The sequence below is a fragment of the Streptomyces sp. DSM 116795 genome (genome assembly GCF_055792905.1).
In genome coordinates this window covers 3,900,928-3,926,956 of the sequence record NZ_CM147707.1, presented here as the reverse complement: position 1 = coordinate 3,926,956, position 26,029 = coordinate 3,900,928, and the positions used below count along the sequence as shown (strand labels likewise).

Below are 26,029 nucleotides of genomic sequence, written 5' to 3'. Positions count from 1 at the left end.
GGGCGTGCGTCAGCCGTTGCGCTTCCAACGCGGCTTGTCCGCGCGGCGGTCGAACGAGCGGCCGCCCGTGCGGTGATCGTCACGGCGGCCGTACGGGCGCCGGTCGTCGTGCGAGCGGGCGTCCCGCCCGTACGACGAGGCGGGGCGGCGGTCGTCGCGCCGGAACCCGCCACGGTCGCCGTCGCGGCGCTCGCGGCTGTACGACGGGCGGCCCTCGCCGCGGTCACGCGGACGGTCACGGTCCCGGTCGCGGTCCCTGTCACGCTCGCGTCCACGGTTGTACGCCGGGCGGCCGCCCTCGCGCCGGTCGCGGTCGCCGCCGCGGTCGTTGCGCTCGTCGCGCTTCCCGTCCCGGCGCTGGTCCCGCTGGTCGCGCTGGTCCCGGTCGCGCTGCTCGCGCTCCTCGCGGCGCTGCTCCCGGCGCAGCTCACGCTGCACCGCCTCCTCCACCTCGGCGGTCAGCGTCGCGGAGGCCTCCGCGACGGCCGCCTCCGGGTCGTCACCGCGCTCGCGCGCCGCACGTGCCGTCAACCGCTCGGATTCCTCGCGGAGTTCGGCCGCACGCTGCTGTGCGCGCTCCAGCTGCCGGCTGAGCTTGGCCGCCTCACGCTCGGCCTGCTTGGCAGCGTTCGCGGTCGAGTCGGCCTGCACCTCGGTCAGTGACCGCGCACCCGTGATCCGCGTCACTTCCTCGTCGAAGACGTCGCCCCGGCCGATGATGTGCCGCGAGGCGTCGACGCCCGCGTCTTCCATCAGCCGGAAGATCTGCCGCCGCTGGTGCGGCAGCGCCAGCGAGACGACCGTGCCGGACAGCCCCGCCCGTGCCGTACGGCCGGACCGGTGCAGGTAGTCCTTGTGATCGCCGGCCGGGTCGACGTTCAGCACCAGGTCGATGTTGTCGACGTGGATGCCGCGCGCCGCGACGTCCGTCGCGACCAGCACGTTGACCTTGCCGTCCTTGAAGTCCGCCATCGTGCGCGTACGGGCGCCCTGCGTCATGCCGCCGTGCAGCGCCTCCGCGCCGACGCCGCCCTCACGCAGCTGCTCGGCGACCCGGTCGGCACCGAGCTGCGTACGTACGAAGATGATCGTGCGGCCCTTGCGCGAGGCGATCGCGCTGGTCACGGGCGCCTTGTCGCGCGGCTTCACCACCAGCACGTGGTGGCTCATGGTCGTGACGGCGCCCTGTGCGGCGTCGACCTCGTGCACCACGGGCGTGACGAGGTAGCGGCGTACGAGGGTGTCGATCTCCTTCTCCATCGTCGCGGAGAAGAGCATCCGCTGGCCGCCCTCGGGGAGCTGGTCCATCAGCTCGGTGACCTCGGGCATGAAGCCCAGGTCGGACATCTGGTCGGCCTCGTCGAGGATCGCCACCTCGACGTCCTCCAGGGAGCAGGAGCCCCGCCCGATCAGGTCGCGCAGGCGGCCGGGGGTGGCGACCAGGATGTCGACGCCGCGCTCCAGGGCGGTGATCTGGTTCGCCATGGACGTGCCGCCGCAGACGACCTTGAGCTTCAGGCCGAGCACGTCACCGTACGGCTGGAGCGCGTCGGAGACCTGCATGGCCAGCTCGCGGGTGGGCGTGAGGATGACGCCGCGGGGGCGCTTGCGCTCGGTGCGCGCGCCGGCGAGGCCGGTCAGCAGCGGCAGCCCGAAGGAGAGGGTCTTGCCGGAGCCGGTGCGGCCGCGGCCGAGGATGTCCTTGCCCTGCAGCGCGTCCGGGATGGTCGCGGCCTGGATGGGGAAGGGGATGGTGACGCCGTTCTGCGCGAGCTTGCGCACCACGGGCTCGGGGAGCCCGAGATCGGCGAAGGTGACGGTGTCCTCGTCCTCAGGCAGGACAGCGTCGATCGAGGCAACAGACATGCGAAATGCGAACCTTCCGGAGTTCAGCAGCACGCGCCCAGACTCCGTGAATTCGCAAAAGACCGCCTCTATGCGGTCAGCCACGGCTGAGAGAAACGCGCCACGCGGCGCGCTCTGCAGGGCGCCGGGCAAATGGGATCAAACGATCAACCAGCATACGCACCCCGCGGGCCGCCGCGCAAATGAGATCCAGAACGGTACGCGGCCGCCCTCACGGGGACTAACCGCTGGTGGGCGCCGTCGGCGTATGGGTCGACGGGCGTGGGTCGCTGGGAGTGGGCTTCGGCACACTCGGCTTCGGCGGGGCGGGCGGACGATCAGGACGCGGGGGACGTGGGGGCCGCGGCCGCGCGGGCCTGTCCGGAGATTCCGAGCCGCGGCCCGAACTGTGCTGCCCCGCACCGGACTTGGCGTCATCCTTGCTGCGCCCGTCCGTGCCGCCCCGCTTCCCTCGCCCGCCGTCCTTGTCGCCCGCCGGGCCGCCGCGCTTGCGCGCACGGGCGCGGTCGCCGCCCTCTGAGCCCTCGCCGGCGTGCGCGCGTTCGCCGTGCCGCTTCACGCTGCCGCCGACTCCGCCCTCCGGCACCTGTGCGCCCGCGCCCGCGCTCACTCCTGAGGAGGACGAACCGCCGCGCGGTGCCCGCCCGTCGCCGTCGCCCTGCACGGTCATGCATCCCTGCAGCGCCGCGAGCATCAGCGCGCAGGCGGCCGTACGGGCGACGCCGCGGACGGCCCGGGCGGAGCCGTCCACGACGCGAACACCCTTACGTACGCCCGCAGTCGGGCGGGAAGACGGGGCAGGGAGACGGACTGTGGAACCCGCCCCGGTACGGGATCGGGGCCGGGCTCGGGATCGGGATCGTGAACGGAGCCGGGGCCGGAGCCGGGGCCGGGAACGGGCAGGGGAACGGGACGAGCGCACGGCGGGACCTCCAGGCGCGGGAAACGGCAAGCCGGGCAAGCGTCCTGCTCAACTGCCGCGCCACTCGACAGGTCACGCCAACACGCCGCGCGCGAGGGCGAGTCCGGCGAAGACCGCGCCGAGACCGACCAGCACCGAGCCGCCCGCGTTCGCCAACGCCAAGGCCACGCGGCCGCGTTCGGCGAGCCGCAGCGTCTCGTACGAGAACGTCGAATACGTGGTCAGCGCCCCGCACAGCCCCGTACCCAGCAGCGCCACCAGCCGCGAACCGGCCGCCCCCGAGGCCGCGGCCCCCGTCAGCAGGCCAAGCAGCAGACAGCCCACGGCGTTGACCGTGAAAGTGCCCCATGGGAAGAGCGATTCGTGCCGCGCCTGCACCGCGCGGTCCGTCAGATACCGCAGGGGTGCGCCCACCGCGCCGCCCGCCGCCACCAGCAGCCAGGTCACCGGGGTCGTCACCCCGTCACCGTTCCCGCACCGCCAAGAGCGCTCGCGTGGCCGCCGCACCGGCCCACACCGCGGCGAGCGCGCCCAGCAGCGTCCCGCCGGCATACGCGACGGCGACCGGCACGGCACGCGGCCCCGACTGCAGCAGATGCGCCGCGTCGAGCGCGTACGCCGAGAAGGTGGTGAAGCCGCCCAGCACACCGACGCCCAGGAACGGCCGCAGCAGCGCGGGGGCGCGGGCGTCGCGGCCGCCCTCGCCGATCAGCGCCATCAGCACGCCGATCAGGGCGCAGCCGGAGACGTTGACGGCGAAGATCCCCCACGGGAAACCGGCCGCGCCGCGAGCGGGCAGCCCCAGCGAGATCGCGTGGCGGGCGACGGCGCCCAGCGCGCCCCCGGCGGCGATGGCGGCGAGCACCGCCGCCCCGTGCCGTCCGGCGGTCTCGGCCCGCTGCCCGGGTACGTGCAGGTCGACGTCGGGATCGACGGCGTCCCGCCACGGCGGCGTACCGGCCGCGCGGCGGCGGCCGGGATCTCCGCCGGAACCGGGTCCGCCGGCACCGGGCCCGCCGGCACCGGGCCCGCCGGGGCCGGATCCAGGGTCACCGGAACCGGACCCCGGGTCATGGCCGTCACCGCCGGGCCTCCGACCGGGACGGGCGGGACTCACCCGTACCCCAGTTCGTGCAGCCGCTCGTCGTCGATGCCGAAGTGGTGCGCGATCTCGTGCACGACGGTCACCTCGACCTCCGAGACGACCACGTCCCGGCCGCCGTCCTCGCCGTCCACCATCCGCAGCGTCGGACCCCGGTAGACGGTGATCCTGTCCGGCAGCACGCCCGCGTACCACTCGCCCCGCTCGGTCAGCGGCGTGCCCTCGTAGAGGCCGAGCAGCTCCGGGTCCTCGGCCGGCGGCTCGTCCTCGACGAAGACCGCGACGTTGTCCATCAGCCTCGTCAGCTCCGGCGGAATGCGGTCGAGCGCCTCGGCCACCAGCTCCTCGAAATCCTCGCGCGTCATCTCCAGCACCCGGCCATTGTCGGCCAATCGGCTTCCGCCGCGCACGGCCGGTCTCGCGGACGCGGCATAGGTGCCTGTCCGCGCGGGCATAGGGGGCCTCATGGCCCGCGATGCCAGGAAGCCCCGCAAACCGCTCGCCCTGCCGCAATGGGTACGTAAACTGCCCGTCCCGCACCGTCCCCGAGGAGCCCGTGCCACCCGTGCCGACCGGGCGACGCCGCCCCCGCCGCCTCCGGACGTCCCGGAGTTCCGGGACACGCTGATCCCCGGCCCCCGCCCGTACGTACGTGCGCTCGGCCTCATCGCGACCACCCTCGCCGGGGCCTGGCTCGGCCTGCTGATCGTGGGCAGCATCGACGCACCCGTGGGCCCGATGGACACCAAGATGGCGCTGCGGCCCGCCCTCACCGGCGGCACGAAGATCAACGTCTCGCCGCTGGGCGCCCTCGAACTGCGCAGCCACACCGCTCCCCTCCGCCTCGACGTGGACGTCGACCAACTCGACCAGGAGCGCGCCTCGGCGCTCGTCGACCATCCGGAGCGCCTGGAGGGACTCGAGAGCGAGATCACCTCCGACGTGATGGCGGGCACCGGCGACCTCGCGCTGCGCTCCGCGGTCGCCGTGGTCGTCGGAGCCGGCGCACTCGGCCTCGCCGTGTACCGGCGCCCGCGCCGCGCCGTGGTCGCCGGTGGCCTCGCGCTCGCGCTGCTGGCGGCCTCCGGGGCGATGGCGTACGCGACGTGGAACCCGAAGTCCGTTCTCGAACCGAAGTTCTCAGGGCTGCTGGCGGGCGCGCCCTCGGTCGTCGGCAACGCGCGCAGCATCGTCACCGACTTCGACATCTACCAGCGTGAACTGGCGCGTCTCGTCACCAACGTGACCAAGCTCTACGAGGCGACGTCCACCCTCCCCGCGTATCAGCCGGACCCCTCCACGACCCGCGTCCTGCACGTCTCGGACATCCACCTCAACCCGGCCGCCTGGGAGATCATCAAGTCGCTCGTGGAGCAGTACGAGATCGACGCGATCATCGACACGGGCGACACGATGGACCACGGCACCTCGGCCGAGAACGGCTTCCTGGAACCGGTGACCGACCTGGGTGCCCCGTACGTCTGGGTGCGCGGGAACCACGACTCGGACAAGACGCAGGAGGCGTTCGAGGAGCTGGGGGACAAGAAGGGCAGCAACGTCCATGTCCTCGACGACGGCGTGCCCCTCAACGTCGCCGGCCTGCGCCTCGCCGGCTGGGGCGACCCGCAGTTCACGCCCGACCGCTCCGTCAAACCCGAGGGCGACCCCCGGGAACGGCGGGACGGGCGGCGGCTGGCTCTCGCGCTCCGCGCCCAGAAGGCCGCAGGAACACCGGTCGACATCGCCGTCGCCCACAACCCCGTGCTGGCGAAGGAGGCCGACGGCCTCGCGCCGCTCGCCCTCGCCGGCCACACCCATCAGCGCAGCAACGAACTGCTGCCGCGGGACACCCGGCTGATGATCGAGGGCTCGACGGGCGGCGGCGGCCTGCGCGCGGTGGAGAAGGAGGAGCCGCAGAAGGTCTCGGCGTCCGTCCTCTACCTCGACCGCGACGACGGCGGGCTGCAGGCCTGGGACGAGATCACCCTGGGCGGGCTCGGTCTGACCACGGCGGAGGTCACCCGTCACCTCGCCGACGAGCCCGGTTCCTCCCCCTCGCCCTCCCCGAGCACGACGGGTCCGGGGTCTCCCTCTCCCGGCCCGGCGTCCGGCTCCCCGGGGCCGACGCCCGCCGCGTCGCCGGGGCCGGCGAACTCCCCGTAACCGTTTTGGCGAACGCTCCGCTATCCCATATGCTTCTCACGTCCCCGACGCGCTGCCTGATCGGAAGCGCCCAGGCGGGTCATCAGCCCTCATCGTCTAGTGGCCCAGGACGCCGCCCTTTCAAGGCGGTAGCACGGGTTCGAATCCCGTTGGGGGCACGCACCACCCTGTGCGAGACTTGTGCTCGCGCGATGCTTGGTCCTGTGGAGCAGTTTGGAGTGCTCGCCACCCTGTCAAGGTGGAGGCCGCGGGTTCAAATCCCGTCAGGACCGCTCCCCCCGGGATGCTTCGCTTCCTGAGGGGTACACCCTCTGAGGGCTTCGCCCCCAGGCCCGGGCTGGGTAGCTCAGTTGGTACGAGCGTCCGCCTGAAAAGCGGAAGGTCGCCGGTTCGACCCCGGCCCCAGCCACAGCAGATGAGCAGTGCAAAACGCCCCCTCCGGGGTCACCGGAGGGGGCGTCTTGCTGCCTGTGACATCACCTGCTGACATCTGGACGGCTCCCAGCGGGCGGAGGCGCCGGCAAGGTGCCGCGCTTGGCCGTCGACCACGACTCGAGTTCGGCTGATTGGGAGCAACTCCCGCACGGGCAGCCGAAGATCCACGTCACGCGCGCCGACGCCGGGCAGCCTGCGGCGTCCGCGCATGGGCTCATTCCTCCTGCAGCGCGGCGGTCAGCATGGCCACCAGTGCGGCGCGTTCCGGCATGCGGGCGATGTCCACCCACTCGTGCTCCGCGTGCGCCCCACCGCCGACCGCCCCGAGCCCGTCCAGGGTCGGCGTGCCGGCGGCGGCGCACAGGTTGCCGTCCGAGATGCCGCCCACCCGTGCCGAGCCGGGCCAGGGCAGTCCCAGCCGGTCCAGGCAGGAGCGGGCGAGCCGGAGTGGTTCCCGCGCCTGTTCCGCTTCGAGCGGCGGCCGGTTGATGCCGCCGGCTATCCGGTACGGCAGCCGGGCGGTGTCGGCGACCAGGCGGCGCAGCGCCGCGTCCACGTCGTGTTGCGCCGCCGTGTCCGGTGCCCGTACGTCCACCGTCACCTGCGCCTGATCCGGGACCGTGTTCTGGGTGGTCCCCGCTGTGCACATGGTGGGGGTCACCGTGATCTCGCCGTCCGCGGAGGCGAGTTGCTCCAGGCGCACCACGACTCCTGCGAGATCGACCAGCGCGTTGCGGCCCCGATGCGGGTCAAGACCGGCGTGCGCGGCGCGCCCCGTCACGGTGATGTCGTAGAAGGACCAGCCCTTGCGCGCGTCTTTGAACGCACCGCCCTCCGCCGCGCCCTCCAGCACGAGCGCGGCACGCGAGGCCCGGGCCCAGTCGGTGACGACCGGGCCGCCGAGTGGCGAGCCGACCTCTTCGTCGGCGGTGACGAGGAAGGCCACGGCAGGGTATGTACGGTCCGGGCTCGTCGCGCGCAGTTCCGCGAGCGCGTGCAGGCCCTGGACCAGGCCGGCCTTCATGTCGAAGACGCCCGGGCCCAGCGCCCGTGATCCGCCGGCCTCGAAGGGGCGGCGGCGCAGCGTGCCGATCGGCCAGACGGTGTCCAGGTGGCCGACGAGCAGCACCGGCGCACGGTCGGCCGGACCGAGCCGCCACACCAGGCCGACAGGCCCGCCCGAGCCGGCAGGCCCGGCGGAGCCGCCCGAGTCGCCAGGCCCGGCGGAGCCGTTGAGCAAATCCGGCCGTTCGCCGAGCAGTTCCGTGCCGAGGCGGGCCAGCACCGACCGGCAGCCGCCCAGCGCCTCGGGGTCGGCGGACGGGGATTCCGCTGTGACCAGCTGCTCCAGGTCGTCGAGCATCGCGGGCTGCCGGGCCGCGAGCCGGTCGAGCAGCGCGCGTGCGTCTGGCATGGGGGGTGGGGCTGCTGGCACCGCGGGTCTCCTTCGCCGTTGGGACGCGACCACAGCATCGCCGCCCGCGGGCATGCGAAAGTCTGTGCCAGGCGCCAAGCTTTGGAGCTGATCCCTGATGGCAGAGCACAAGCCGGTGACGGCAGAGCACAAGCCGGCAACCCCGGGCGGCCACCCCCACCCGGTCACGATCGCGACCGTCGTGGAATCCCTAGGACCGGAAGCCGTCGACGTACGGGCCGCGCCCCGCGGACTGGACGTGCCCGTCTCCGGACTTGCCGTACGGGAGGCGGACGAGGACCCGTCCCCCGGCGCCGACCTGCTGCTGTACATCGGTACGGGCAGCGCCGCCGGCGCTCCCGACGGCCTCGGCGCCATGCTCGCCGCCGCCTCCGCCGCAGGAGCGGCAGCCGTCCTGGTCAAGCGCCGCGGCGGGGGCGGCTCCGCGCAGGGCGGCGTGGCCGCTCTCGCCGAGCGGCACGGCGTGGCGCTGCTGATGCTCGCCGCCGAGCAGGACTGGGCCGAGGTGATCGGCCGGCTGCGGGCACTGCTCGCCGTCGCGGGCACGCCGGGCGGCCGCCACGGATACCCGTACGCGCTCCGGCACGGACAAGCGGGCGTGCTCGCGCGCCAGTACGACCTGTCGAACCTGGCGAACACCCTCGCCGGGCTGGTGCACGGCTCGGTCATGATCTTCACCCCTGGCCAGGAGCTGCTTGCCGCCTCACGGCTGACGGAGGGGGACGACGAGATGCGCCGCGCCGCCGTACTGGAGCAGCACGGACCGCCCGGATACCGGAGCAGGCTGACGCAGCTGGGCGTCTACCGCAGGCTGTGGTCGGACGAGGGCGTCGTGGAGGTGGCGGCCGTGCCCGAACTGGGCGCGGGGCGCAGGCTAGCCGTCGCGGTGCGCGCAGGCACCGAGAACCTCGGTTCGATCTGGGTGGCGGAGAGCGGCGGCCCGCTCGCCGGCAGCGCCGCCGCACTCCTCGCCGAGGCGGCCCCCGTGGCCGCTGTCCGGCTCCTCGGCCTCGATCAGGAGGAACTGGCCAGACACCGGCTGGACGAGGAACTGGTCGGGAAGCTGCTGCTGGGCGAGGCAGACCCGCGGCTGGCCGCCGCGCACCTGGGGATAGCGCCCGATGTTCCGGCAGCGGTGCTGGTCGCCGACTTCGCCGACTTCGCCGAGGACGATCCTGGTCCGGCTGTGGCCCATCGCGTACGGGAGGAGTCGCTGCGCCAGCTTGCCGGGTACCGCCGCCGCGCGGTGGCCACGACGGGGCCGGGCCGGGCCCTCATTCTGCTGCTGGACGCGACGGACCCGGACGGAGTCCGGCGGGCCGCCGCGGGGATGGCGGCCGCGGTGACCGAGTCGACCGGCGTGCGGCTGCGGGTGGGGACCGGTCCGTGCGTCGCGCACCTCGGCGAGCTGCCCGAGTCGCGGCTGGAGGCGGAGCTGGTGGTACGGGCGCTGAAGCGGCGCGGCGAACACCGCTGCGCCGCGTACGCCGACGTCAGAGGCACCGCGAACCTGCTCGTGCTGAGCGAGAGCGTCGCGGCCGACGAGCGGCTGCAGGCGGGTCCGGTGGCGCGGCTGCGGGCGCACGACCAGAGAAGGGGCACCGACTACGCCGGCACGCTCGGCGCGTACCTCGACGCCTTCGGCGACACCCGCACCGCGTCCCAGGCGCTGAACGTGCATGCCAACACCCTGCGTTACCGGCTGCGCCGGGTGCGGGAGCTGACCGGGCTGGACCTGGCCGATCCGGATGAGCGGCTCAACGCCGGCATCCAGCTCTTCGCGCTGCAGTGCAGAGACCGAGGCCGGGACTGAGGCTGAGGCCGGGGCCAGGACCGGAGCCGGAGCCGAGACCGGGGCCGAGGCCGAGGCCGAGGGGCCGGAGCCCAGACCGAGACCCGGACCGCTTGGAGCCTGGCATGAGTGAACGCCGATAACCTCGTCGGCCGCCACAAAGCCGCGCAGGCCCGCCGCTTGCAGACTGCTGTGCGACATCCGGTGCACTGCGTGGAGGTGGAGGATGGAAGCGGAGAAGCGGAGCCGGTGGACCGCGCCGAGCCTGCGGGCCCGGCGCCCGACGGCCGCCCGGGTGGCCAGGGTGACCGTCGTCGTGCTGTTCCTCACCTGGCTCGTCGACTACATCGACCGCCTGGTCATCACCCTCGCGCTGCCGGAGATCGGCGACGAGTTCGGCCTCGGCGAGACGGGCCAGGGCCTGATCCTCACCTCGTTCTTCATCACCTACGCGGCCTTCCAGATACCCGGCGGCATCATGGCCGACACCTGGGGCGCCAAGCGCACGATGCTGCTGGCCGCCGCCGGGTGGAGCGTGTTCACGGCGGCCTGCGGGCTTGCGCGCGGGCTGGCTTCGATGGTGGTCATCCGCGCGATCTTCGGCGCGATGCAGGGCATCTTCCCGGCGGCATCGATCAAGGCGATCAGCGAACGTACCACCGCGCAGCAGCGGTTGACGGCCAACGGCGCCATGTCCGCCTCCAACCCCTTCGGCGCCGCGATAGCCCCGATGGTCGCCGCGCCGCTGATCGCCGCCTTCGGCTGGCGCGGGGCGTTCTTCGCGGTGGCGCTGCTGGGTGTGGCGATGGTCTTCGTGCTGTGGAAGGGGCTGCCGCGTGCACTCACCACCAGCACGGCCGACGGCGACGCGAAGCACGGCGACGCGAAGCACGGCGACGCGACGCCCGCCCCGGCGGAGGCCACGAAGCAGGTCCCGATGCGGGACGCGCTGCGGCTGCTGCGCTCGTCGGTGATGTGGCGCTTCACGCTGATGTTCTGCGGGTTCAACATCATCGGCTGGGGCCTGGTCTCCTGGGTGCCGACGTTCCTGCGGGAGAGCAAGGACGTGTCGCTGGCCGGGGCGGGCGTGCTCGCGGGGATTCCGTGGCTGGGCGCGGCGGTCAGCATGGTGCTCGGCGGGTACGTCTTCGACCGCTACCTGCGCGGTAATCACCGGCGCGTGGTGATCCCCGTCATGCTGGTGACGGCGGTGCTGCTCGGGTTCATGGTGCGGGCGGAGACCGCCACGGAGTTCATCCTCTGGGAGACGGGCGGCACGCTGGTGATGTACCTCGCGTACATGCAGATCTTCGGGCTTCCGCTGCGCATGCTGCCCGCCGAATACGCGGGCGTCGGCGGCGGCATGGTCAACTTCGGCGGCCAACTGGCCGGTGCCATCTCGCCGTTCGTGATGGGCTTCCTCGCCGAGCGGTTCTCCTTCGAAGTCGCCTTCTCCTTCCTGGTGTTCGGGGCTCTGCTCGCCGTGATCGGCGCGCTGATCACTCCGCAGACGACGCAGAGCTTCCGGGACGGGCTCGGCCGCCACCTGCGTACGTCCCCTGACGCGCTTGTCACGGAGCAGCGTTGACCGTACGGGCGGGGTACGGGCCCGCTGTCACAGAGCTCAAGCGGGCGGCTCGGGACGCGGTCGAGCGCTCCCGGGACCGGGTGCTGGAGGTCAGCGCGGACCTCCAGCGCCACCCCGAGACCGGGTTCCGGGAATACCGCAGCGCGGGCGTCGTGGCCGACTGGTTCACGGAGTTGGGGCTCCCCTTCGAGTCCGGGCTGTCCCGTACGGGCGTCAAGGCGCGCATGACGGGCCGTACTCCGGGTCCTACGGCTGCGGTGCTCGGCGAGCTGGACGCGCTGCCGCTGCCCGGCCATCCCCTCGCCGATCCCGGCAGCGGCGCGGCACACGCCTGCGGACACCACGCGCAGGTGGGGTCGATGCTGGGCGCGGCCCTCGCGCTCTCCGCCGTACGCGAGCAACTGGACGGCGACGTGGTCTTCTTCGCCGTACCGGCCGAGGAGAGCGCCGAGCTGGCGTGGCGCAGTGAGCTGGTACGGGGCGGTGAACTGCGCCATCTCGTCGGCAAGGCGGACCTCATCGCCCGCGGCGCCTTCGACGACATCGACCTGGCGATGCTCTGCCACACCGCGGGCGAGGAGGCACCGCGGCTGTCCGTGGGCGACAGCCACAACGGGTCGGTGGTCAAACAGGTGCGCTTCGAGGGGCGGGCCAGCCACGCCGGGGCCGCGCCATGGCGCGGCGTGAACGCGCTGAAGTCCGCGACGCTCACCGTCGCCGCCATCGACGCACAGCGCGACACGTTCCGCGACGAGGACGCGGTGCGCGTCAACGCGGTGCTGCCGCACGGCGGCACGGCACCCACCGCGGTTCCGGACCGGGCCGAGCTGGAGGTCGTCATCCGGGCCCGTACGGTCGAGGCGCTGCGCGGCGCATGCGCGGCGGTGGACCGGGCGGTGCGCTCCGGCGCCGTCGCCCTGGGGACCACCGCCACCACCGAGACCACCCTCAACTACCTTCCGCACCACCAGGATCCGGCGCTGGTGGAGCTGTGCCGCGCGAACGCGGGGCTGCTCTTCGGGCCGGAGTCCGTCGTCGGCGGGTGGCACCGCGGCGCCTCCACCGACATGGGCGACCTGGGCGAAGTGCTGCCCGTACTGCATCCGTTCACATCCGGGGCGGCCGGCGACGCGCACAGCGTCGACTATCAGGTGACCGACCATGTCGCCGCCGCGCTGGAACCTGCGGTCCTGCTGGCCTGGTGCGTGATCGACCTGCTGAGCGAGGGCGCGGGCGCGGCACGGGAGATCGTGGCGGCGCGCGGGCCACGGCGCACGGTCGCCGAGTACGAGGCACTGCGGGCCGGTTTCGACGCCGTCAGCACCTACGACGGCGCGGCGGAAGGAGAGAGCCGATGACGGAGACGGAGGCGGAAGCGGAAGCGAACGCGGAGGCGAACGCGGTACGGGCGCGGCATGCGGCGCGGCCCCGCGCCCTGGTCACCGGAGCGGCGGGCGGCATCGGCGCGGCCATTGCGCGCAGGCTGCACCGGGACGGCGCGCGCGTGCTGATCGCGGACCAGCGCGAGGATCAACTGGAGGAAGTGGCTGCCCAGTTGGGTGCCGGTGATTTGGTGGGCGGCGACGGCGGCGACGGCGGCGAGGCCGTCGAGGACGTGCTGCCGCTCGTCCTCGACCTGCGCGACCGGGCAGCACTGCCCGGCCGCCTCGGCACCGCCTGCGAGGTGTGGGGCGGACTGGACATCCTCGTCAACGCGGCCGGGCTGTATCCGAGTTCGCCGCTGCTCGAGATGACGGACGCGACGTGGGACCGCGTCCTGGACGTCAACCTCTCCGGCGTCTTCTCGCTGTCCCGGTCGTTCGCCGGGCGACTGGTCGCGGAGGGGCGCCCCGGGCACATCGTCAACATCAGCTCCGGGGCGTCGGCGAGGGCCCGGCGCGGTGCCGCGCACTACTGCGTCTCCAAGGCCGGACTCGACATGCTCACCAAGGCGTTCGCGCTGGAACTCGCCGAGCACGAGATCAGCGTCAACGCCGTCTCGCCGGGATTCATCGAGGTCGGCAGCGAGGTCAATCCGCTGCGGCCCGAGTACGTACGGTCGATCCGCGGCGGACAGCCCTGGCCGCGTCCCGGCACCCCCGACGACGTGGCCGGGGCCGTGGCCTACCTGTGCGGTCCCGATGCCGGGTGGGTCACCGGTGCGTCATTGACCGTCGACGGCGGCGCGGGCGCGGGCAACGCCGCGCTGCCACTCAGCTGAGCCGAGCCGAACCGAACCGCCGCTCAACCGAACCGCCGCTCAACCGAGCTGAGCCGAGCGACCCTGGAGGGGAAGCGATGACCGCCGGGTACGTCTGTGTCACCTTCGACTTCGACGCGCTGTCCGGCTGGATGGCGCGCGGCCTGCTCACGGCTACGCCGCGCTCCCGCGGCGAGTTCGCGGCGGTCGGGGCCGAGCGCCTGCTGCACACCCTGGCGCGCAGAGACCTAGTCAGTACGTGGTTCGTGCCGGGGCACACCGCCCTGACCTATCCCGGACTCACCCGCGAAATCGCCGCGGCCGGCCACGAAGTGGCTGTACACGGCCACGCACATGAGAACGTCGCGGCACTGCCCGTCGACGAGGAACGCGCGGTGCTGCAGCGCTCGTTGGCGGCCGTCGAGTCGGTCACCGGCCGCCGGCCGCGCGGCTTCCGCGCACCCGCCTGGGACCTCTCGGACGACTCCGTCGTCCTGCTCATCGAGCACGGACTCGCCTACGACAGCAGCCTGATGGGGCACGACTACGCCCCGTACCACTGCCGCACCTCCGACGAAGTGCACCAGGACGGTGTGCGCTGGGGTGAACGCACGGGTCTGGTGGAACTCCCGGTCAGCTGGAGCCTGGACGACTTCCCGTACCTGGAATTCCTGCACACACCCTCCGGCGCGCTGCCCGGACTGCGGGCCCCCGCCGAGATGTTCGGCAACTGGTCGGACGATCTGGACTACATGCTCCGCGACGTCCACCGAGGCGTCCTCACCGTGACCATGCACCCGGAAGTGATCGGCCGCGGCCACCGGCTGCTCGCTCTGGAGCACTGGCTGGACCGGCTGGCGGAACTCGACGTCGAGGTCACCACCTGCGAGCGGATCGCCGAACTGATCGGTGCGGGCGAGGAGTTGGGCAGCTACCGGCCTGCCTGAACGCCGTACCGTGGGCCGGCCTACTGGCGGCCGTCCCACGCCACAGCACCAGCTCCGGCGCGAGCTCGGAGCTTGAACGCCCGCCGGGTCTTTCGAAGCCGGAGACGGCATCTGCGCAGCCCAGACCGCTCGGCAGACAGCGAGAACTCACCGGACGACGGCATCTCGTCCCTCGCGCACGGCCCCGGCGGAGCCCGACGGACGGGAGGCTCAGCCGTGCCAGACGGCGCGGATCTGTTCGGCATGCCCGGCTGCCTGCCGTAGGCCTGACCGAGCCGCGCCGGGGACGCGGGAGGGGTCCATGGCATTGCGGCCGAAGGCACGACGCGCCGCCCGGTCGGGAACGACCAGGGTGGCCCGGGTGCCGCCAGCCACCAGGGAGTCCACCTGGCCGGAGGCGCCGGGAGCAGCTCCGGGAGCCTTGGGGACGGGGGCCAGCACCACCACCTGGGAGCAGTCGTGCACCAAGTCGGCGTTGGTCGTCGAGCGGACGCCTCCGTCCACCCAGCGCCCCTCCCCGATGGTGACGGGCGGGAACAGAGGGGGCAGTGCACAGCTCGCCGCCGTCGCTCGCAGCAGGTCGGCCCCGCTCCCGTCGCTGAAGCCGGCTGTCGCACCGGTGAGCGCATCGACCGCGAACAGCCGCAGGGGCCGCTCCGGCCATTCCGGACCGGAAGTTGGCGTCCGATCGCATCGAGGAGCTCGCTCTCCGGCACGTCGCGCACCGTCAGCGCAAGCCTGCTCAGCCGCTTGAGCACGGTCCCCTGATCACGTGAACCGAGGGCGGCCCACAGGTACTTGACGGTGATGGCAAGGGTGACGTCACGCTCAAGGATGGTGCGCTCCTGGCTGATCTGCTCCGCGTACAGGTCGGCCGGCGCCGCCCCCGCGGCCAGCTCCACAGCGAGGAGCGAACCGGCTGACGTGCCGGCGATCAGATGGGCGTCGGTGAGATCCACACCGGCATCTGCCAGTCCTGCCAGCAGACCGGCCTGCCACGCGTACGCGGTCAGCCCTCCCCCGCCCAACACCAGTGCCGTATCCGCCATGCCCTCACCTTCCGCCGCCAACCGGTGCCCGGCGCCCCCTGATTTCGCCGCTGACGCCAGCCTCCCCCACGGCGCCGTCCGCCGACGTGACACATGCCGGGGGCAGGCACCGCCACCAGCGGCACCTGCCCCCGACCGAACCGGGAATAGGATCAGTTCGGCGCGTACAGGAACGTCCCGTTCTCGTTGGCGAAGGAGCCGCCGAAGCCGGCGCCTGCCGCCGGGATGCCGAGGTCGACGGGGTTGAAGGCGAGCGAGCCGGCCGACGTGAGGCCGGACGAGGTGCCGCGCAGCGACCAGACCGCGCCCGTCCCGTTCTCCTCCGGTGCGGAGACGGCGAGTTCGGCCTTGGCGTCCTTGGTGACGTCGAGCAGGCGCACCGCTCCGCCGAAGCGGTCGCCTGCCTCGGCCACTCCCGGGATCCCCGCGGTGTCCTGGTGGAAGGCCTGGGCGCCGGTGCCGCTGAGTCCACCGGAGCGGCCCTTGAGCAGGACCACACCGCCCGCCGCCGGCTTCTTGCCTATGGCCTCGAAGGGCACGCCGGCGGCGAGGTCCGCGTAGCCGTCGCCGTTGACGTCGCCCGCGTCGAGCCGCGCGCCGAACTGGTCGCCCTTCTCGCTCGTGCCCGGGACGCCGGCGCTGTTCTGCGTGATCGTGCTGGTGCGGGTGGCGCTGGGCCCGTCGGCGGTGCCGTAGTAGATCCTGACGGTGCCGTGGTCGTACGGCAGGTCCTCGGTGATGCCGCCCGGGACGGTACGGGTGGCCAGGTCGCCCTTGCCGTCCTTGTCGAAGTCGCCGACGGCGGCGGTGGCCGCGGAGCTGAGCTGCTTCGGCTCCGTCGAGAGCCCGGAAGCGGTGCCCTGCCAGAACCGGCCGCCCTCCGCGTGGTTCTGGTACGCGTAGAAGGTGGCCAGGTCGTCGACGCCGTCGCCCGTCATGTCGCCCGCGGCGACGGCGTAGATGTCGTTGTCGGTGCTGAACATGTCGATCTGCTGCTCGTCAGCCGCCTCGCCGCCGCGGGTGAACGGGCCGGAGAGCACCGAGCGCGTCTCCCAGTCGTCGCCGTGCTGCATGAAGAGATCGGCGCTGCCGTCTCCGTCGAAGTCGCCGCCGGTCAGGTTCACGCCGACCTGCCAGCCGCTGGAACCGGCCGGTGCCTCGACGGTGGCGGAACCCTGCCCGCCGACCGCGCCCGTACGGCCCCACAGGACGGTCACCGTGCCGTAGCTGCTTGTGGCGGCGACCTGTTCGCCGGAGGAGCGCACGGCGAGGTCGGTGAACCCGTCGCCGTCGAGGTCGCGGGCGACCAGCTTGGCTCCGAAGCGGTCGTCGGTCTCGGCCACGCCCGGGACGCCCGCGGAGTTCTGGTCGATGTACGTGCTGGATGCCGTCCGCAGCCCGGACGCCGAGCCGTAAGTGACCACGACGTACCCGGCCCTGGCCTGGCCGGCGACGGTGGCGCCGGGCGCGGCGGTCGCGACGTCCTGGAACCCGTCCCCGTTGAAGTCCTCCCGCACGGGAGCCGATTTCGCCGTCTGCCCCTTTGCGGACCCCGCCGGTTCCGCCTGGGCGGGCTCCGCCTGAACCGGTTCCGCCTGAGCGGCCGCGGACGCCGTGCTCCCTGTGAGAACGACGGCCAGGCCGGCCACGGCGGCGCACAGTGTGCGAACGCGCATTTCCCCTCCAAGTCCCCCCGGATGCGCCCGATGGCGCCGGTACGCAGATGAGACCCGCGGCAGGGACGAAAAGTTGTGCGGGACCCCTGATCCGCCTGAACCAGGACCGACCAGCACCGACCCGAACCGATCGGGGCCGACCCGCACCGAACCGCACCGACCGCCCCCGACTCCCGCCGCCCGGGCGGATTTTGGCGAACGAGGACGGTTACAGAAATCAAGCTCGCTTGCTTGGATGAGCGTCGTACGTATCCCTCACCCCCCACGGGAGACGAACATGCCACCCTCAGCATCCGCCTCCACACCGGCGCCTCCGCCCCGCGGATCGCGAAGACTGCGCCGCCTCAAGGGACTTGCCGCCGCCGCGGTGCTCGCCGGATCGGCCCTCTTCGCGACGGGCTCCTCCGCGACCGCGTCGCCCGGGGAGGCCACCGAGGCTGCCGAAGCGCCGGCCCTGAAGGTGCTCAGCTACAACACCTTCCTGTTCAACAAGCTCATCTATCCCAACTGGGGCCAGGACCACCGCGGGGACGCGATCCCCGACGCGGACTTCTTCCAGGGCCATGACGTGGTCGTGCTCCAGGAGGCGTTCGAGAACTCCGTCTCCGACAAGCTCCAGGAGAAGGCCGCGGCTCAATACCCGCACCAGACACCGGTGCTGGGCAGGAGCAAGGACGGCTGGGACGCGACCGGCGGCTCGTGGTCGGACATCGCGCCCGAGGACGGCGGCGTCACGATCCTCAGCAAGTGGCCGATCGTCCACAAGGAACAGTTCGTCTACGACCACGGCTGCGGCGCCGACTACCTCTCCAACAAGGGCTTCGTGTACGCCGTACTCGACGTGAACGGCGCCAAGGTGCACGTCGTCGGCACGCACGTGCAGGCGGGCGACTCGGCCTGCGGCGAGGGCGAACCGCAGAAGATACGTGCCGAGCAGTTCGGCGCGATCGACTCGTTCCTCGACGAGAAGAAGATCCCGGCGGGAGAACAGGTCATGGTCGCGGGCGACTTCAACACCGACTCCCGTGGCGAGGAGTACGCGTCCATGCTCGCCAACGCGGACCTCGCCCCCGCGGACGCCCGCACGGGACACCCCTACTCCTCGGACCACGTGGAGAACACCATCGCCAAGGGCCGGAACGACAACGGCAGCCGTTCCGACCTGGACTACGTGCTGCACCGCAACGGCCATGCCCGCCCTGCCGGCTGGGAGAACGAGGTCGTCAAGGAGGAGACCGCACCCTGGGAGTCCTCCGAGGGCACGTTCACGAATCTCTCCGACCACTACCCGGTGATCGGCGGCCCCGTCTCGTAGCGCACGGGCGCATGCGGAGGGCCCCGCCGTGCTGCGGGGCCCTCTGCCGCGGGGCCCTCCGTCTGTTTCACACGCTCAAGCGCGCCCGCGCCGCTCGGCGTCGACGCCGAGGAAGACCGCGGCACCCCCCACCGCCCACGCCGCGAGCACCAGGTACGGCATCGCATGCTGGCTGCCCACGAAATAGACCGCCGTGTGCTGGGCGTTCACGGACGCGCCCGGAGGCAGCCACCGCCCGACCTGACCCAGTACGGACGGGAGCAGCGGCCAGGACACCGCACCGCCCGACGAGGGGTTGCCGAGCAGCACCATCACGAACCAGGTGGGGATCATCGCCCAGCGCCCGATGAGGGCGTTGAACATGAGGAAGACCATGCCCGAGGTGAACATCGTCAGCGTGAGGATCATCCAGGAGTGCACGAACGGCAGGTGCACGGCCCTGAGGAACCAGCCCACCATCGCCGCGATGATGAAGCCGCCGAGCAGCGCGTAGGCGGCGATGAAGGAGAGCCGGGCGACGGGGGAGAGCTCCGGCACGTTGACGCTGAGCTGGATCGCGCCGATGAAGCCGATGATGTCGGCGGCGAGGGTCATGTAGAAGATCGTCAGCCCGCGCGGGTCTCCTCTGCCGAGCGGCTTCAGATCGTCGACGGTCACGCGTACGCCCGTCTTCTGCCCCACCTTCGGCGCCGTCTCCTGCAGCACCTCGGCCACCGAGGCGCCGGCGGCGCTGGAGAGGTCCAACCTGACGCGTTCACGGGCGTCCAGCCGCAGTACCGCGAAGACCTCCTGGTCCTCGACTGCCTCCTTGGCCTGCGCGAACGTACCGTAGCGGCGCACCTTGAGCGATGAGCCGAGCGCCTCCTCCAGGCCGCCGACGAACGCCCGGGCCCGTTCCTCGTCCTCGACCTGGCCCACGACGGCCGCAGGGATGTCGCGGGGTGTGGGGTCGGCCATGGCGTAGGTGTAGGAGCCGGCGAAGAGACCGGCCGCCGCGGCGACGATGAGCGCGAGCACGGTCGCGGGAAAGAACGGCGTGTGCGTGAAGATCCGCCATCCGGCACGCAGCCCGTGGGGCGGGTGCTGCACACTCCGCGCACCGTGCGGCTGTGACTGCGACCGTGAATGCTGCTGCGACTGTGGCCCAGACTGCCGCTGTGACTGCGGTCGCGACGGGGGCTGCTCCGCGCCGGGCTCCGGATCCTGCTGCTCGCTCATGCGCGCCACCCTAGGTGGCACTTGTCCCTGTACGTACGTATTCGTCCCGTTCATGAATTGGTTGGCCGCCGGATTCGGTGAGGTGCGATCCTGGAGCCGGTATGCCGACATCCACGTCCCCCTCCCCGTCCTTCGACGCTCTCCGCGAGCGTCTGCCCGAGCTGATGCTGCGCGACCGGCAGCGGCTGGGGCGCCGCCTTGACGGCGCGCGCAAGGTCCGCAAGCCCGAGGCACGCGATGCCGTCCTCGCGGAGATCTCCGCAGCCATGGACGACTCGGAGCTGAAGGTGACCGCCCGCCGCGAGTCGCTGCCGTCGATCACGTATCCGCAGCAGCTCCCGGTCAGCCGGAAGAAAGACGAGATCCTCGCGGCGATACGGGACCACCAGGTCGTGATCGTCGCGGGCGAGACCGGGTCGGGCAAGACGACGCAGATCCCCAAGATCTGCATGGAGCTGGGCCGCGGCATCCACGGAACCATCGGGCACACGCAGCCCCGCCGGCTCGCGGCCCGTACGGTCGCCGAGCGCGTCGCCCACGAACTGAAGTCGCCCCTGGGCGAATCCGTCGGCTGGAAGGTCCGCTTCACCGACCAGGTGGGGGAGAACACCCTGGTCAAGCTGATGACGGACGGCATCCTGCTCGCCGAGATCCAGCAGGACCGCGAGCTGCGCCAGTACGACACGATCATCATCGACGAGGCGCACGAGCGAAGCCTCAACATCGACTTCCTGCTCGGCTATCTGGCACAACTGCTGCCCAGACGCCCGGAGTTGAAGGTCGTGATCACCTCGGCGACGATCGATCCGGAGCGGTTCTCCCGGCACTTCGGCGATGCGCCGATCGTCGAGGTCAGCGGCCGTACGTATCCGGTCGAGGTGCGCTACAGGCCGCTGCTCGAAGAGGATTCCGAGGAGAAGGACCGCGATCAGACGACCGCGATCTGCGACGCCGTCGACGAACTCCAGGCCGAAGGCCCCGGCGACATCCTCGTCTTCCTCTCCGGCGAGCGCGAGATCCGGGACACGGCGGACGCGCTGGAGAAACGCCTCGTAAGGGCCGGAGCCGCCGCCGCGGCGGGCACCGAGATCCTCCCCCTCTACGCCCGCCTCTCGCACGCCGAACAGCACCGCGTCTTCCAGGCACACACCGGCCGCCGCGTCGTCCTGGCCACGAACGTCGCGGAGACCTCCCTCACCGTCCCCGGCATCAAGTACGTCGTGGATCCGGGCACGGCCCGCATCTCGCGCTACAGCCACCGCACCAAGGTCCAGCGGCTGCCCATCGAGCCGGTCAGCCAGGCCAGCGCCAACCAGCGCAAGGGCCGCTGCGGCCGTACGTCCGACGGCATCTGCGTCAGGCTCTACTCCGAGGACGACTTCCTCTCCCGGCCGGAGTTCACGGACGCCGAGATCCTCCGTACGAACCTGGCCTCCGTCATCCTGCAGATGACCGCCGCGGGCCTCGGCGACATCGAGAAGTTCCCGTTCATCGACCCTCCGGACCACCGCAGCATCAAGGCCGGCGTCCAACTCCTGGAAGAACTGCACGCGTTCAGCACCTCGGCCGAAGCCAAGGCGAAGGACGCCAAGGCCGGCAAGGCCGCCCAGGCCGGCAGGGGCAGCAAGGACGGCAGGACCCGCCTCACCGGCACCGGACGCAAGCTCGCACAGCTCCCCGTCGACCCGCGGCTGGCCCGCATGGTGCTGGAGGCCGAGCGGAACGGATGCGTGCGCGAGGTGATGGTGATCGTCGCGGCCCTGTCCATCCAGGACCCCCGCGAACGCCCCTCGGACAAGCAGCAGCAGGCCGACCAGCAGCACGCCCGCTTCCGCGAGGAGGGCAGCGACTTCCTCGCCTTCCTCAACCTGTGGCGTTACGTGCGGGAGCAGCAGAAGGAGCTGTCCACCTCGGCCTTCCGCCGCATGTGCAAGGCGGAGTTCCTCAACTACCTGCGTATACGCGAGTGGCAGGACATCTACGCGCAGCTGCGCCAGGTCGCCAGGCAGATGGACATCCTGCCGGCCTCGTCCTCCCGGGAGGCCCCGGCCGACGCGGTGCACCAGTCGCTGCTGGCCGGCCTCCTCTCCCACGTCGGACTCAAGGACACGGACAAGAACGAGTATCTGGGCGCGCGGAGCGCCAAGTTCGCGGTCTTCCCCGGCTCTTCGCTCTTCAAGAAGCAGCCGCGCTGGCTGATGTCCGCCGAACTGGTGGAGACCTCGCGGCTGTGGGCCCGCGTCAACGCCAAGGTCGAACCGGAGTGGATCGAGCCGCTCGCCGAGCACCTGGTCAAGCGCACCTACAGCGAACCGCACTGGGAGCAGAAGCAGGCGGCCGTCATGGCGTACGAGCGCGTGACGCTCTACGGGGTGCCGCTCGTCGCCCAGCGCAAGGTCAGCTACGGGAGCATCGACCCGGAGACGTCCCGCGACCTGTTCATCCGGCACGCCCTCGTCGAGGGCGACTGGCGCACACACCACCGTTTCTTCCATGACAATCGCAAACTCCTCGACGAGGTCGAGGAGTTGGAGCACAGGGCACGCCGGCGGGACATCCTCGTCGACGACGAGACGCTGTACGACTTCTACGACGAGCGCGTGCCCGGACACGTCGTCTCCGGCGCTCACTTCGACTCCTGGTGGAAGAAGCAGCAGCGTGCGGACCCCGACCTGCTCAGCTTCGAGAAGTCGATGCTCATCAACGAGCGGGCGGAGGAGATCAGCCGCAGCGACTACCCGGACGTGTGGCAGCAGGGAGAGCTGACGCTGCGCGTCACCTACCAGTTCGAGCCCGGCACCGACGCGGACGGCGTGACCGTCCACGTACCCCTGCAGGTCCTCAACCAGATCGAGCCCGCGGAAGGTTTCGACTGGCAGATCCCCGGCCTGCGCGAGAGCCTCGTCACCGAGCTCATCCGCTCACTGCCCAAGGCCGTCAGGCGGCACTACGTCCCGGCGCCGGACTTCGCCGCGCGCTTCCTGCGCACCGCGGCGCCGGGCCCGGAGCCGCTGACGACCGTCCTCGCCCGCGAACTGCGGCGCATGGTCGGAGTGCCCTTCGAGGCGGGCGACTTCGACCTGGCGAAGGTCCCCGACCATCTCAAGATCACCTTCCGGGTGACGGACGAACGGCGCCGCACCCTCGCCGAGTCCAAGGACCTGGAGGAGCTGCAGCACAGCCTCCGGGACAAGACGCAGGCCGCGATCGCCCGCGCCTTCGAGGCGTCCGTTCAGGACGGGCAGGGCGGGCAGGGCGGGCAGGGGGCACAGCACGGCCCGGCGGGGCAGGCCCGACGCAAGAAGACGGGGGAGAGGCAGCCGGAGCCGCCGCCCCCCGGGGCTCCGGCCGGCGGGAGCGGCTCCGGCGACGCGGCACCCGCCCTCTCCTCCCGTACGGGCCTGACCGACTGGACGCTCGGCACCCTTCCCCGCGTCTTCGAGACGAGGCGTGGCGGCCAGCCCGTGAAGGCATACCCGGCCCTGGTGGACGACGGCGACTCGGTCTCCGTTCACCTCTTCGACACGGAGGCCGAGCAGCAGCAGGCCATGTGGCGCGGCACCCGCCGGCTGATCGTGCTCAACATCCCTTCCGACCCGGCCAAGTTCGCCGCCTCGAAGCTGTCCAACCCGCAGAAGCTGGCCCTCTCCCGCTCCCCGCACGGCAGCGTGCAGGCGCTGTTCGAGGACTGCGTGACGGCCGCCGCGGACAAGCTCGTCGCGGCGCTGGGCGGGCCGGCGTGGGACGAGGAGGGCTTCCGCAAGCTCTTCGACGCCGTGCGCACGGACCTGGTCGACGTCACGCTGAAGACGGTCAAGCAGGTCCAGGAGGTGCTCGCCGCCTGGCACTCGTGCGAGCAGCGCCTGCGCGGCGTGACGAGCCCGGCCCTCGCCGAGTCGGCCGAGGACGTACGGCAGCAGCTCGCCGCCCTCGTCTGCCCCGGCTTCGTCACGCTCCACGGCGCGGCACGTCTCCCGGACCTGCTGCGCTACCTCGTCGCCGCCGACCGCCGCCTGACGCAGATGCCGAACAACGCCGAGCGGGACCGTTCGCGGATGGCCAAGGTCAAGGAGATGCACGACGAATACCTGTGGCTGCTGGAGCAGTTCCCCAGGGGAAGGCCCGTTCCGCGGGCGGCGCTGGAGATCCGCTGGATGATCGAGGAGCTGCGCGTCAGCTACTTCGCCCACGCGCTCGGCACCGCCCACCCGGTCTCGGACAAACGGATCATGAAAGCGGTGGACGCGGCGGTGCCGTGAGGGGTGACGAGTGCGTCGCGGAAAGTGAGTTCGCGCCGCTTACCGGGCTGCTGTAGAGTCTCGTTCGCGCCCCACGCCGGGTGCTCACCGCAAGGTCCTGTGGAGCAGTTTGGAGTGCTCGCCACCCTGTCAAGGTGGAGGCCGCGGGTTCAAATCCCGTCAGGACCGCAGTTCCGGACACAGCCCGTCCCCGCTCGCCGGGGGCGGGCTGTTCCGCGTACGGGCCGGGGCGTGCCACCTTGAAGTGCCCTCGTGGCCCGGACGACTTGGAGCACCCCGTGACAGTCCCGTCGGAGATACGGACGGCCCACTTCTGGTTCGATCCGTCCTGCCCGTACACATGGCTGACCTCCCGCTGGCTGCTGGAGGTCGCCAAGGTCCGCCCGGTGCGAGTGCGTTGGCACCTGATGAGCCTCTCGGTGCTCAACGAAGGCCGCGACGACGATCCGGAAGGCGACCCCGAGGGCTGGCTGTGGGTCCCTGTGCGCGTCTGCGCCGCCGTGCTGGAGGAGTACGGGCAGGAGGCGCTCGCGAGGCTCTACACAGCCCTGTGGACGGTCGACGGCGGCGGCGAGCAGGAGTGGCTGGGCGACCTGCACGACTCCCTGGAGAACGCCGGGCTCCCCCGGACGCTCGCCGACGCCGGCATGACGACGGCCCACGACGAGGCCGTACGGACTTCGACAGCCGAGGCCGTGGGGCTGGTCGGCACCCATGTCGGCACCCCGGTGATCGCCGTGGACGGGGACGGGGACGGGAACGGGAACGGGAACGACCCGGGGCGGACCGCGTTCTTCGGCCCGGTCGTCTCCGAGGTCCCCACCGGTGAAGGGGCCGCACGGCTGTGGGACGGCGTCCTGCTCGTGGCCTCGACTCCGGGATTCCACGAACTCCAGGCCTCACGCCCGCCGGCTCACGGGCCTTCTTGACGGCAAACCGTCCCGCCGGTACTTCTCGTACAGGGAGGTGGGGCATCAATGGGGACAACTCCGCGCGGTCCGCGGCGGCGTGAGACCAAGGCGCTGCTGCGGGCGCACCTGGCGGCCGCCACCCGGTACCGGCACGTGACGCGTCACTGCCCCGTCTGTCACCGGCTGCTGCGCCTGGCGATGGAGCACACGGCAGAGGCAGAGGAGCCGGGGGACGAACACGCGGACGGGCACACGACCGGACACACGGACCGGCACATGGAGCGCCCCAGGGAGTCACGGCGGGTCTCCGCGTCCAACTAGTCAACGCCGGTTCCGGATAAGGGCGTTCAGTGACGAGCTGTGAAGCTGCGGGCATCCGGCTGACGAGAGCTGTCTCACTACCTCAGGGTGGTCGTCCCCGACAAGTCACAGCAGATGTGACGGGAGTCACTGGTTCCGTTCCGGATGCGGAGGAACTTACGCCCTTCTCACCACGCGCCAATTTAATATGTGCAATTGCACTACGTCTCATTGCCCTCGGCCCTGACCCGCAGCAGACGTAGCGACGGCCTCCAACTCCCCCTGCCACAACGCCAGTCGGGCCCGCCGGCCACCAGCTCAGCGCAGCCGCCCGGGCTGCCCGGCCTGACCGAATGCGGCCCGAATGCGGCCCGAGTGCGACTAGTCCGGACACGACCAGTCCGGACACGGCACGTCCGGACACGGCACGTCCGAGCACAAAAAGATCGCGCCGGACCCGGCGGAGTCCAGCGCGATCAACGATCAAGCGCCGTTGGGGACAGCGGCCTGATGTCTGTTGCCTCGGGCGCCGATCCGGGGTGAGGGCCCCGAATACGCCCGGTTATGCAGTTATTTCGCCTGATCAAACTTCACTGCGCTGCTGCGGGATGCCCGCGAGCAGTGCGCGCACCTCCGCCTCGCGGTAGCGGCGATGACCACCGAGCGTGCGAATCGACGTGAGCTTGCCTGCCTTTGCCCAGCGTGTGACCGTCTTCGGGTCCACGCGGAACATCGTGGCAACCTCAGCCGGGGTCAACAGCGGCTCGGCATCAGGGGTGCGAGCGGTCATGAGCGGCCTCCTCGGAGGAACCGAACCATACGGTTCTTTCCTTAAATTCTGCACCTTGGCC

General features: G+C 71.7%; 20 protein-coding genes, 4 tRNA genes and 2 pseudogenes. 14 read left to right on the top strand and 12 right to left on the bottom strand.

Annotated features, from left to right (window positions below):
* Positions 1 to 9: 9 nt before the first annotated feature.
* The 5 genes from ACSMXX_RS16965 to ACSMXX_RS16945 all read right to left on the bottom strand — a co-directional run bounded on the left by ACSMXX_RS16965 (position 10) and on the right by ACSMXX_RS16945 (position 4,264).
* Positions 10 to 1,866 carry a DEAD/DEAH box helicase gene (locus ACSMXX_RS16965; RefSeq protein WP_473179540.1) on the bottom strand — a complete coding sequence of 619 codons (1,857 nt, stop codon included), beginning with the start codon at positions 1,864 to 1,866 and terminating at the stop codon, positions 10 to 12.
* Between the two features lie 220 nt (positions 1,867 to 2,086).
* Positions 2,087 to 2,617, bottom strand: a complete 531-nt coding sequence (locus tag ACSMXX_RS16960; protein WP_473179539.1) for a hypothetical protein — start codon at positions 2,615 to 2,617, stop codon at positions 2,087 to 2,089.
* 243 nt (positions 2,618 to 2,860) lie between these two features.
* Positions 2,861 to 3,235 (bottom strand): fluoride efflux transporter CrcB, encoded by a 375-nt coding sequence (crcB, locus tag ACSMXX_RS16955; protein ID WP_473184818.1) that lies wholly within the window; start codon positions 3,233 to 3,235, stop codon positions 2,861 to 2,863.
* A gap of 16 nt (positions 3,236 to 3,251) precedes the next feature.
* Entirely contained in the window at positions 3,252 to 3,704 is a 453-nt protein-coding gene (locus ACSMXX_RS16950; protein ID WP_473184817.1) for a fluoride efflux transporter FluC, read from the bottom strand.
* A gap of 197 nt (positions 3,705 to 3,901) precedes the next feature.
* Positions 3,902 to 4,264 carry a metallopeptidase family protein gene (locus tag ACSMXX_RS16945; RefSeq protein ID WP_473184816.1) on the bottom strand — a complete coding sequence of 121 codons (363 nt, stop codon included), beginning with the start codon at positions 4,262 to 4,264 and terminating at the stop codon, positions 3,902 to 3,904.
* 91 nt (positions 4,265 to 4,355) lie between these two features.
* On the opposite strand from ACSMXX_RS16945, the gene ACSMXX_RS16940 reads away from it, so the two are divergent.
* The 4 genes from ACSMXX_RS16940 (at position 4,356) to ACSMXX_RS16925 (ending at position 6,462) form a co-directional block, all read left to right on the top strand.
* Positions 4,356 to 6,053, top strand: a complete 1,698-nt coding sequence (locus ACSMXX_RS16940) for a metallophosphoesterase family protein (RefSeq protein WP_473179538.1) — start codon at positions 4,356 to 4,358, stop codon at positions 6,051 to 6,053.
* Between the two features lie 85 nt (positions 6,054 to 6,138).
* Positions 6,139 to 6,211: transfer RNA gene (locus tag ACSMXX_RS16935), tRNA-Glu, on the top strand.
* Positions 6,212 to 6,250: 39 nt separating this feature from the next.
* A tRNA-Asp gene (locus ACSMXX_RS16930) sits at positions 6,251 to 6,325 on the top strand.
* Positions 6,326 to 6,388: 63 nt separating this feature from the next.
* Positions 6,389 to 6,462, top strand: a tRNA-Phe gene (locus ACSMXX_RS16925).
* A gap of 240 nt (positions 6,463 to 6,702) precedes the next feature.
* Here ACSMXX_RS16925 and ACSMXX_RS16920 read toward each other — a convergent pair.
* Positions 6,703 to 7,902, bottom strand: coding sequence for a M20/M25/M40 family metallo-hydrolase (locus ACSMXX_RS16920; protein ID WP_473179537.1), 1,200 nt, complete (start codon positions 7,900 to 7,902; stop codon positions 6,703 to 6,705).
* 118 nt (positions 7,903 to 8,020) lie between these two features.
* Between ACSMXX_RS16920 and ACSMXX_RS16915 the strand changes: the two genes are divergently transcribed.
* The 5 genes from ACSMXX_RS16915 to ACSMXX_RS16895 all read left to right on the top strand — a co-directional run bounded on the left by ACSMXX_RS16915 (position 8,021) and on the right by ACSMXX_RS16895 (position 14,450).
* Positions 8,021 to 9,736: a PucR family transcriptional regulator gene (locus tag ACSMXX_RS16915; protein ID WP_473179536.1), complete on the top strand. Its 1,716-nt coding sequence runs from the start codon at positions 8,021 to 8,023 to the stop codon at positions 9,734 to 9,736.
* Between the two features lie 205 nt (positions 9,737 to 9,941).
* A complete protein-coding gene (locus tag ACSMXX_RS16910; RefSeq protein ID WP_473179535.1) occupies positions 9,942 to 11,303 on the top strand; it encodes an MFS transporter in 1,362 nt (453 codons plus the stop codon).
* A complete protein-coding gene (locus tag ACSMXX_RS16905; protein WP_473179534.1) occupies positions 11,300 to 12,661 on the top strand; it encodes an amidohydrolase in 1,362 nt (453 codons plus the stop codon). The genes ACSMXX_RS16910 and ACSMXX_RS16905 overlap by 4 nt, the downstream gene beginning before the upstream one ends.
* The gene (locus ACSMXX_RS16900; protein ID WP_473179533.1) at positions 12,658 to 13,524 is read left to right on the top strand and encodes an SDR family NAD(P)-dependent oxidoreductase; all 867 of its coding nucleotides are present in this window, start codon (positions 12,658 to 12,660) and stop codon (positions 13,522 to 13,524) included. Before ACSMXX_RS16905 ends, ACSMXX_RS16900 begins: the two co-directional genes overlap by 4 nt.
* Before the next feature lie 77 nt (positions 13,525 to 13,601).
* Complete coding sequence (locus tag ACSMXX_RS16895) at positions 13,602 to 14,450, top strand: polysaccharide deacetylase family protein (RefSeq protein ID WP_473179532.1); 849 nt, start codon at positions 13,602 to 13,604, stop codon at positions 14,448 to 14,450.
* A 210-nt stretch (positions 14,451 to 14,660) separates the two neighbouring features.
* Here the strand turns inward: ACSMXX_RS16895 and ACSMXX_RS16890 are convergent, their stop codons facing one another.
* The 4 genes and pseudogenes from ACSMXX_RS16890 to ACSMXX_RS16875 all read right to left on the bottom strand — a co-directional run bounded on the left by ACSMXX_RS16890 (position 14,661) and on the right by ACSMXX_RS16875 (position 17,175).
* Positions 14,661 to 14,954: a hypothetical protein gene (locus tag ACSMXX_RS16890; protein WP_473185051.1), complete on the bottom strand. Its 294-nt coding sequence runs from the start codon at positions 14,952 to 14,954 to the stop codon at positions 14,661 to 14,663.
* A 21-nt stretch (positions 14,955 to 14,975) separates the two neighbouring features.
* Positions 14,976 to 15,026: pseudogene (locus ACSMXX_RS16885) on the bottom strand (hypothetical protein); the annotation flags it as partial.
* 221 nt (positions 15,027 to 15,247) lie between these two features.
* Positions 15,248 to 15,499 (bottom strand): annotated as a pseudogene (locus ACSMXX_RS16880) (patatin-like phospholipase family protein); the annotation flags it as partial.
* A gap of 152 nt (positions 15,500 to 15,651) precedes the next feature.
* Entirely contained in the window at positions 15,652 to 17,175 is a 1,524-nt protein-coding gene (locus tag ACSMXX_RS16875) for a hypothetical protein (protein ID WP_473179531.1), read from the bottom strand.
* 277 nt (positions 17,176 to 17,452) lie between these two features.
* On the opposite strand from ACSMXX_RS16875, the gene sph reads away from it, so the two are divergent.
* Complete coding sequence (gene sph / locus ACSMXX_RS16870; RefSeq protein WP_473179530.1) at positions 17,453 to 18,490, top strand: sphingomyelin phosphodiesterase; 1,038 nt, start codon at positions 17,453 to 17,455, stop codon at positions 18,488 to 18,490.
* Between the two features lie 75 nt (positions 18,491 to 18,565).
* On the opposite strand, the gene ACSMXX_RS16865 is transcribed toward sph, so the two are convergent.
* Positions 18,566 to 19,708, bottom strand: a complete 1,143-nt coding sequence (locus ACSMXX_RS16865; protein ID WP_473179529.1) for an ABC-2 transporter permease — start codon at positions 19,706 to 19,708, stop codon at positions 18,566 to 18,568.
* Positions 19,709 to 19,809: 101 nt separating this feature from the next.
* Between ACSMXX_RS16865 and hrpA the strand changes: the two genes are divergently transcribed.
* From hrpA to ACSMXX_RS16845, 4 genes are all read left to right on the top strand, one after another.
* Positions 19,810 to 23,967: an ATP-dependent RNA helicase HrpA gene (gene hrpA, locus ACSMXX_RS16860; RefSeq protein WP_473179528.1), complete on the top strand. Its 4,158-nt coding sequence runs from the start codon at positions 19,810 to 19,812 to the stop codon at positions 23,965 to 23,967.
* 93 nt (positions 23,968 to 24,060) lie between these two features.
* A tRNA-Asp gene (locus ACSMXX_RS16855) sits at positions 24,061 to 24,135 on the top strand.
* A 110-nt stretch (positions 24,136 to 24,245) separates the two neighbouring features.
* Positions 24,246 to 24,896, top strand: coding sequence for a mycothiol-dependent nitroreductase Rv2466c family protein (locus tag ACSMXX_RS16850; RefSeq protein ID WP_473179527.1), 651 nt, complete (start codon positions 24,246 to 24,248; stop codon positions 24,894 to 24,896).
* Between the two features lie 48 nt (positions 24,897 to 24,944).
* Positions 24,945 to 25,199, top strand: coding sequence for a DUF6274 family protein (locus tag ACSMXX_RS16845; RefSeq protein ID WP_473179526.1), 255 nt, complete (start codon positions 24,945 to 24,947; stop codon positions 25,197 to 25,199).
* Between the two features lie 562 nt (positions 25,200 to 25,761).
* On the opposite strand, the gene bldC is transcribed toward ACSMXX_RS16845, so the two are convergent.
* Entirely contained in the window at positions 25,762 to 25,968 is a 207-nt protein-coding gene (gene bldC, locus ACSMXX_RS16840) for a developmental transcriptional regulator BldC (protein ID WP_027749187.1), read from the bottom strand.
* Positions 25,969 to 26,029: the final 61 nt, after the last annotated feature.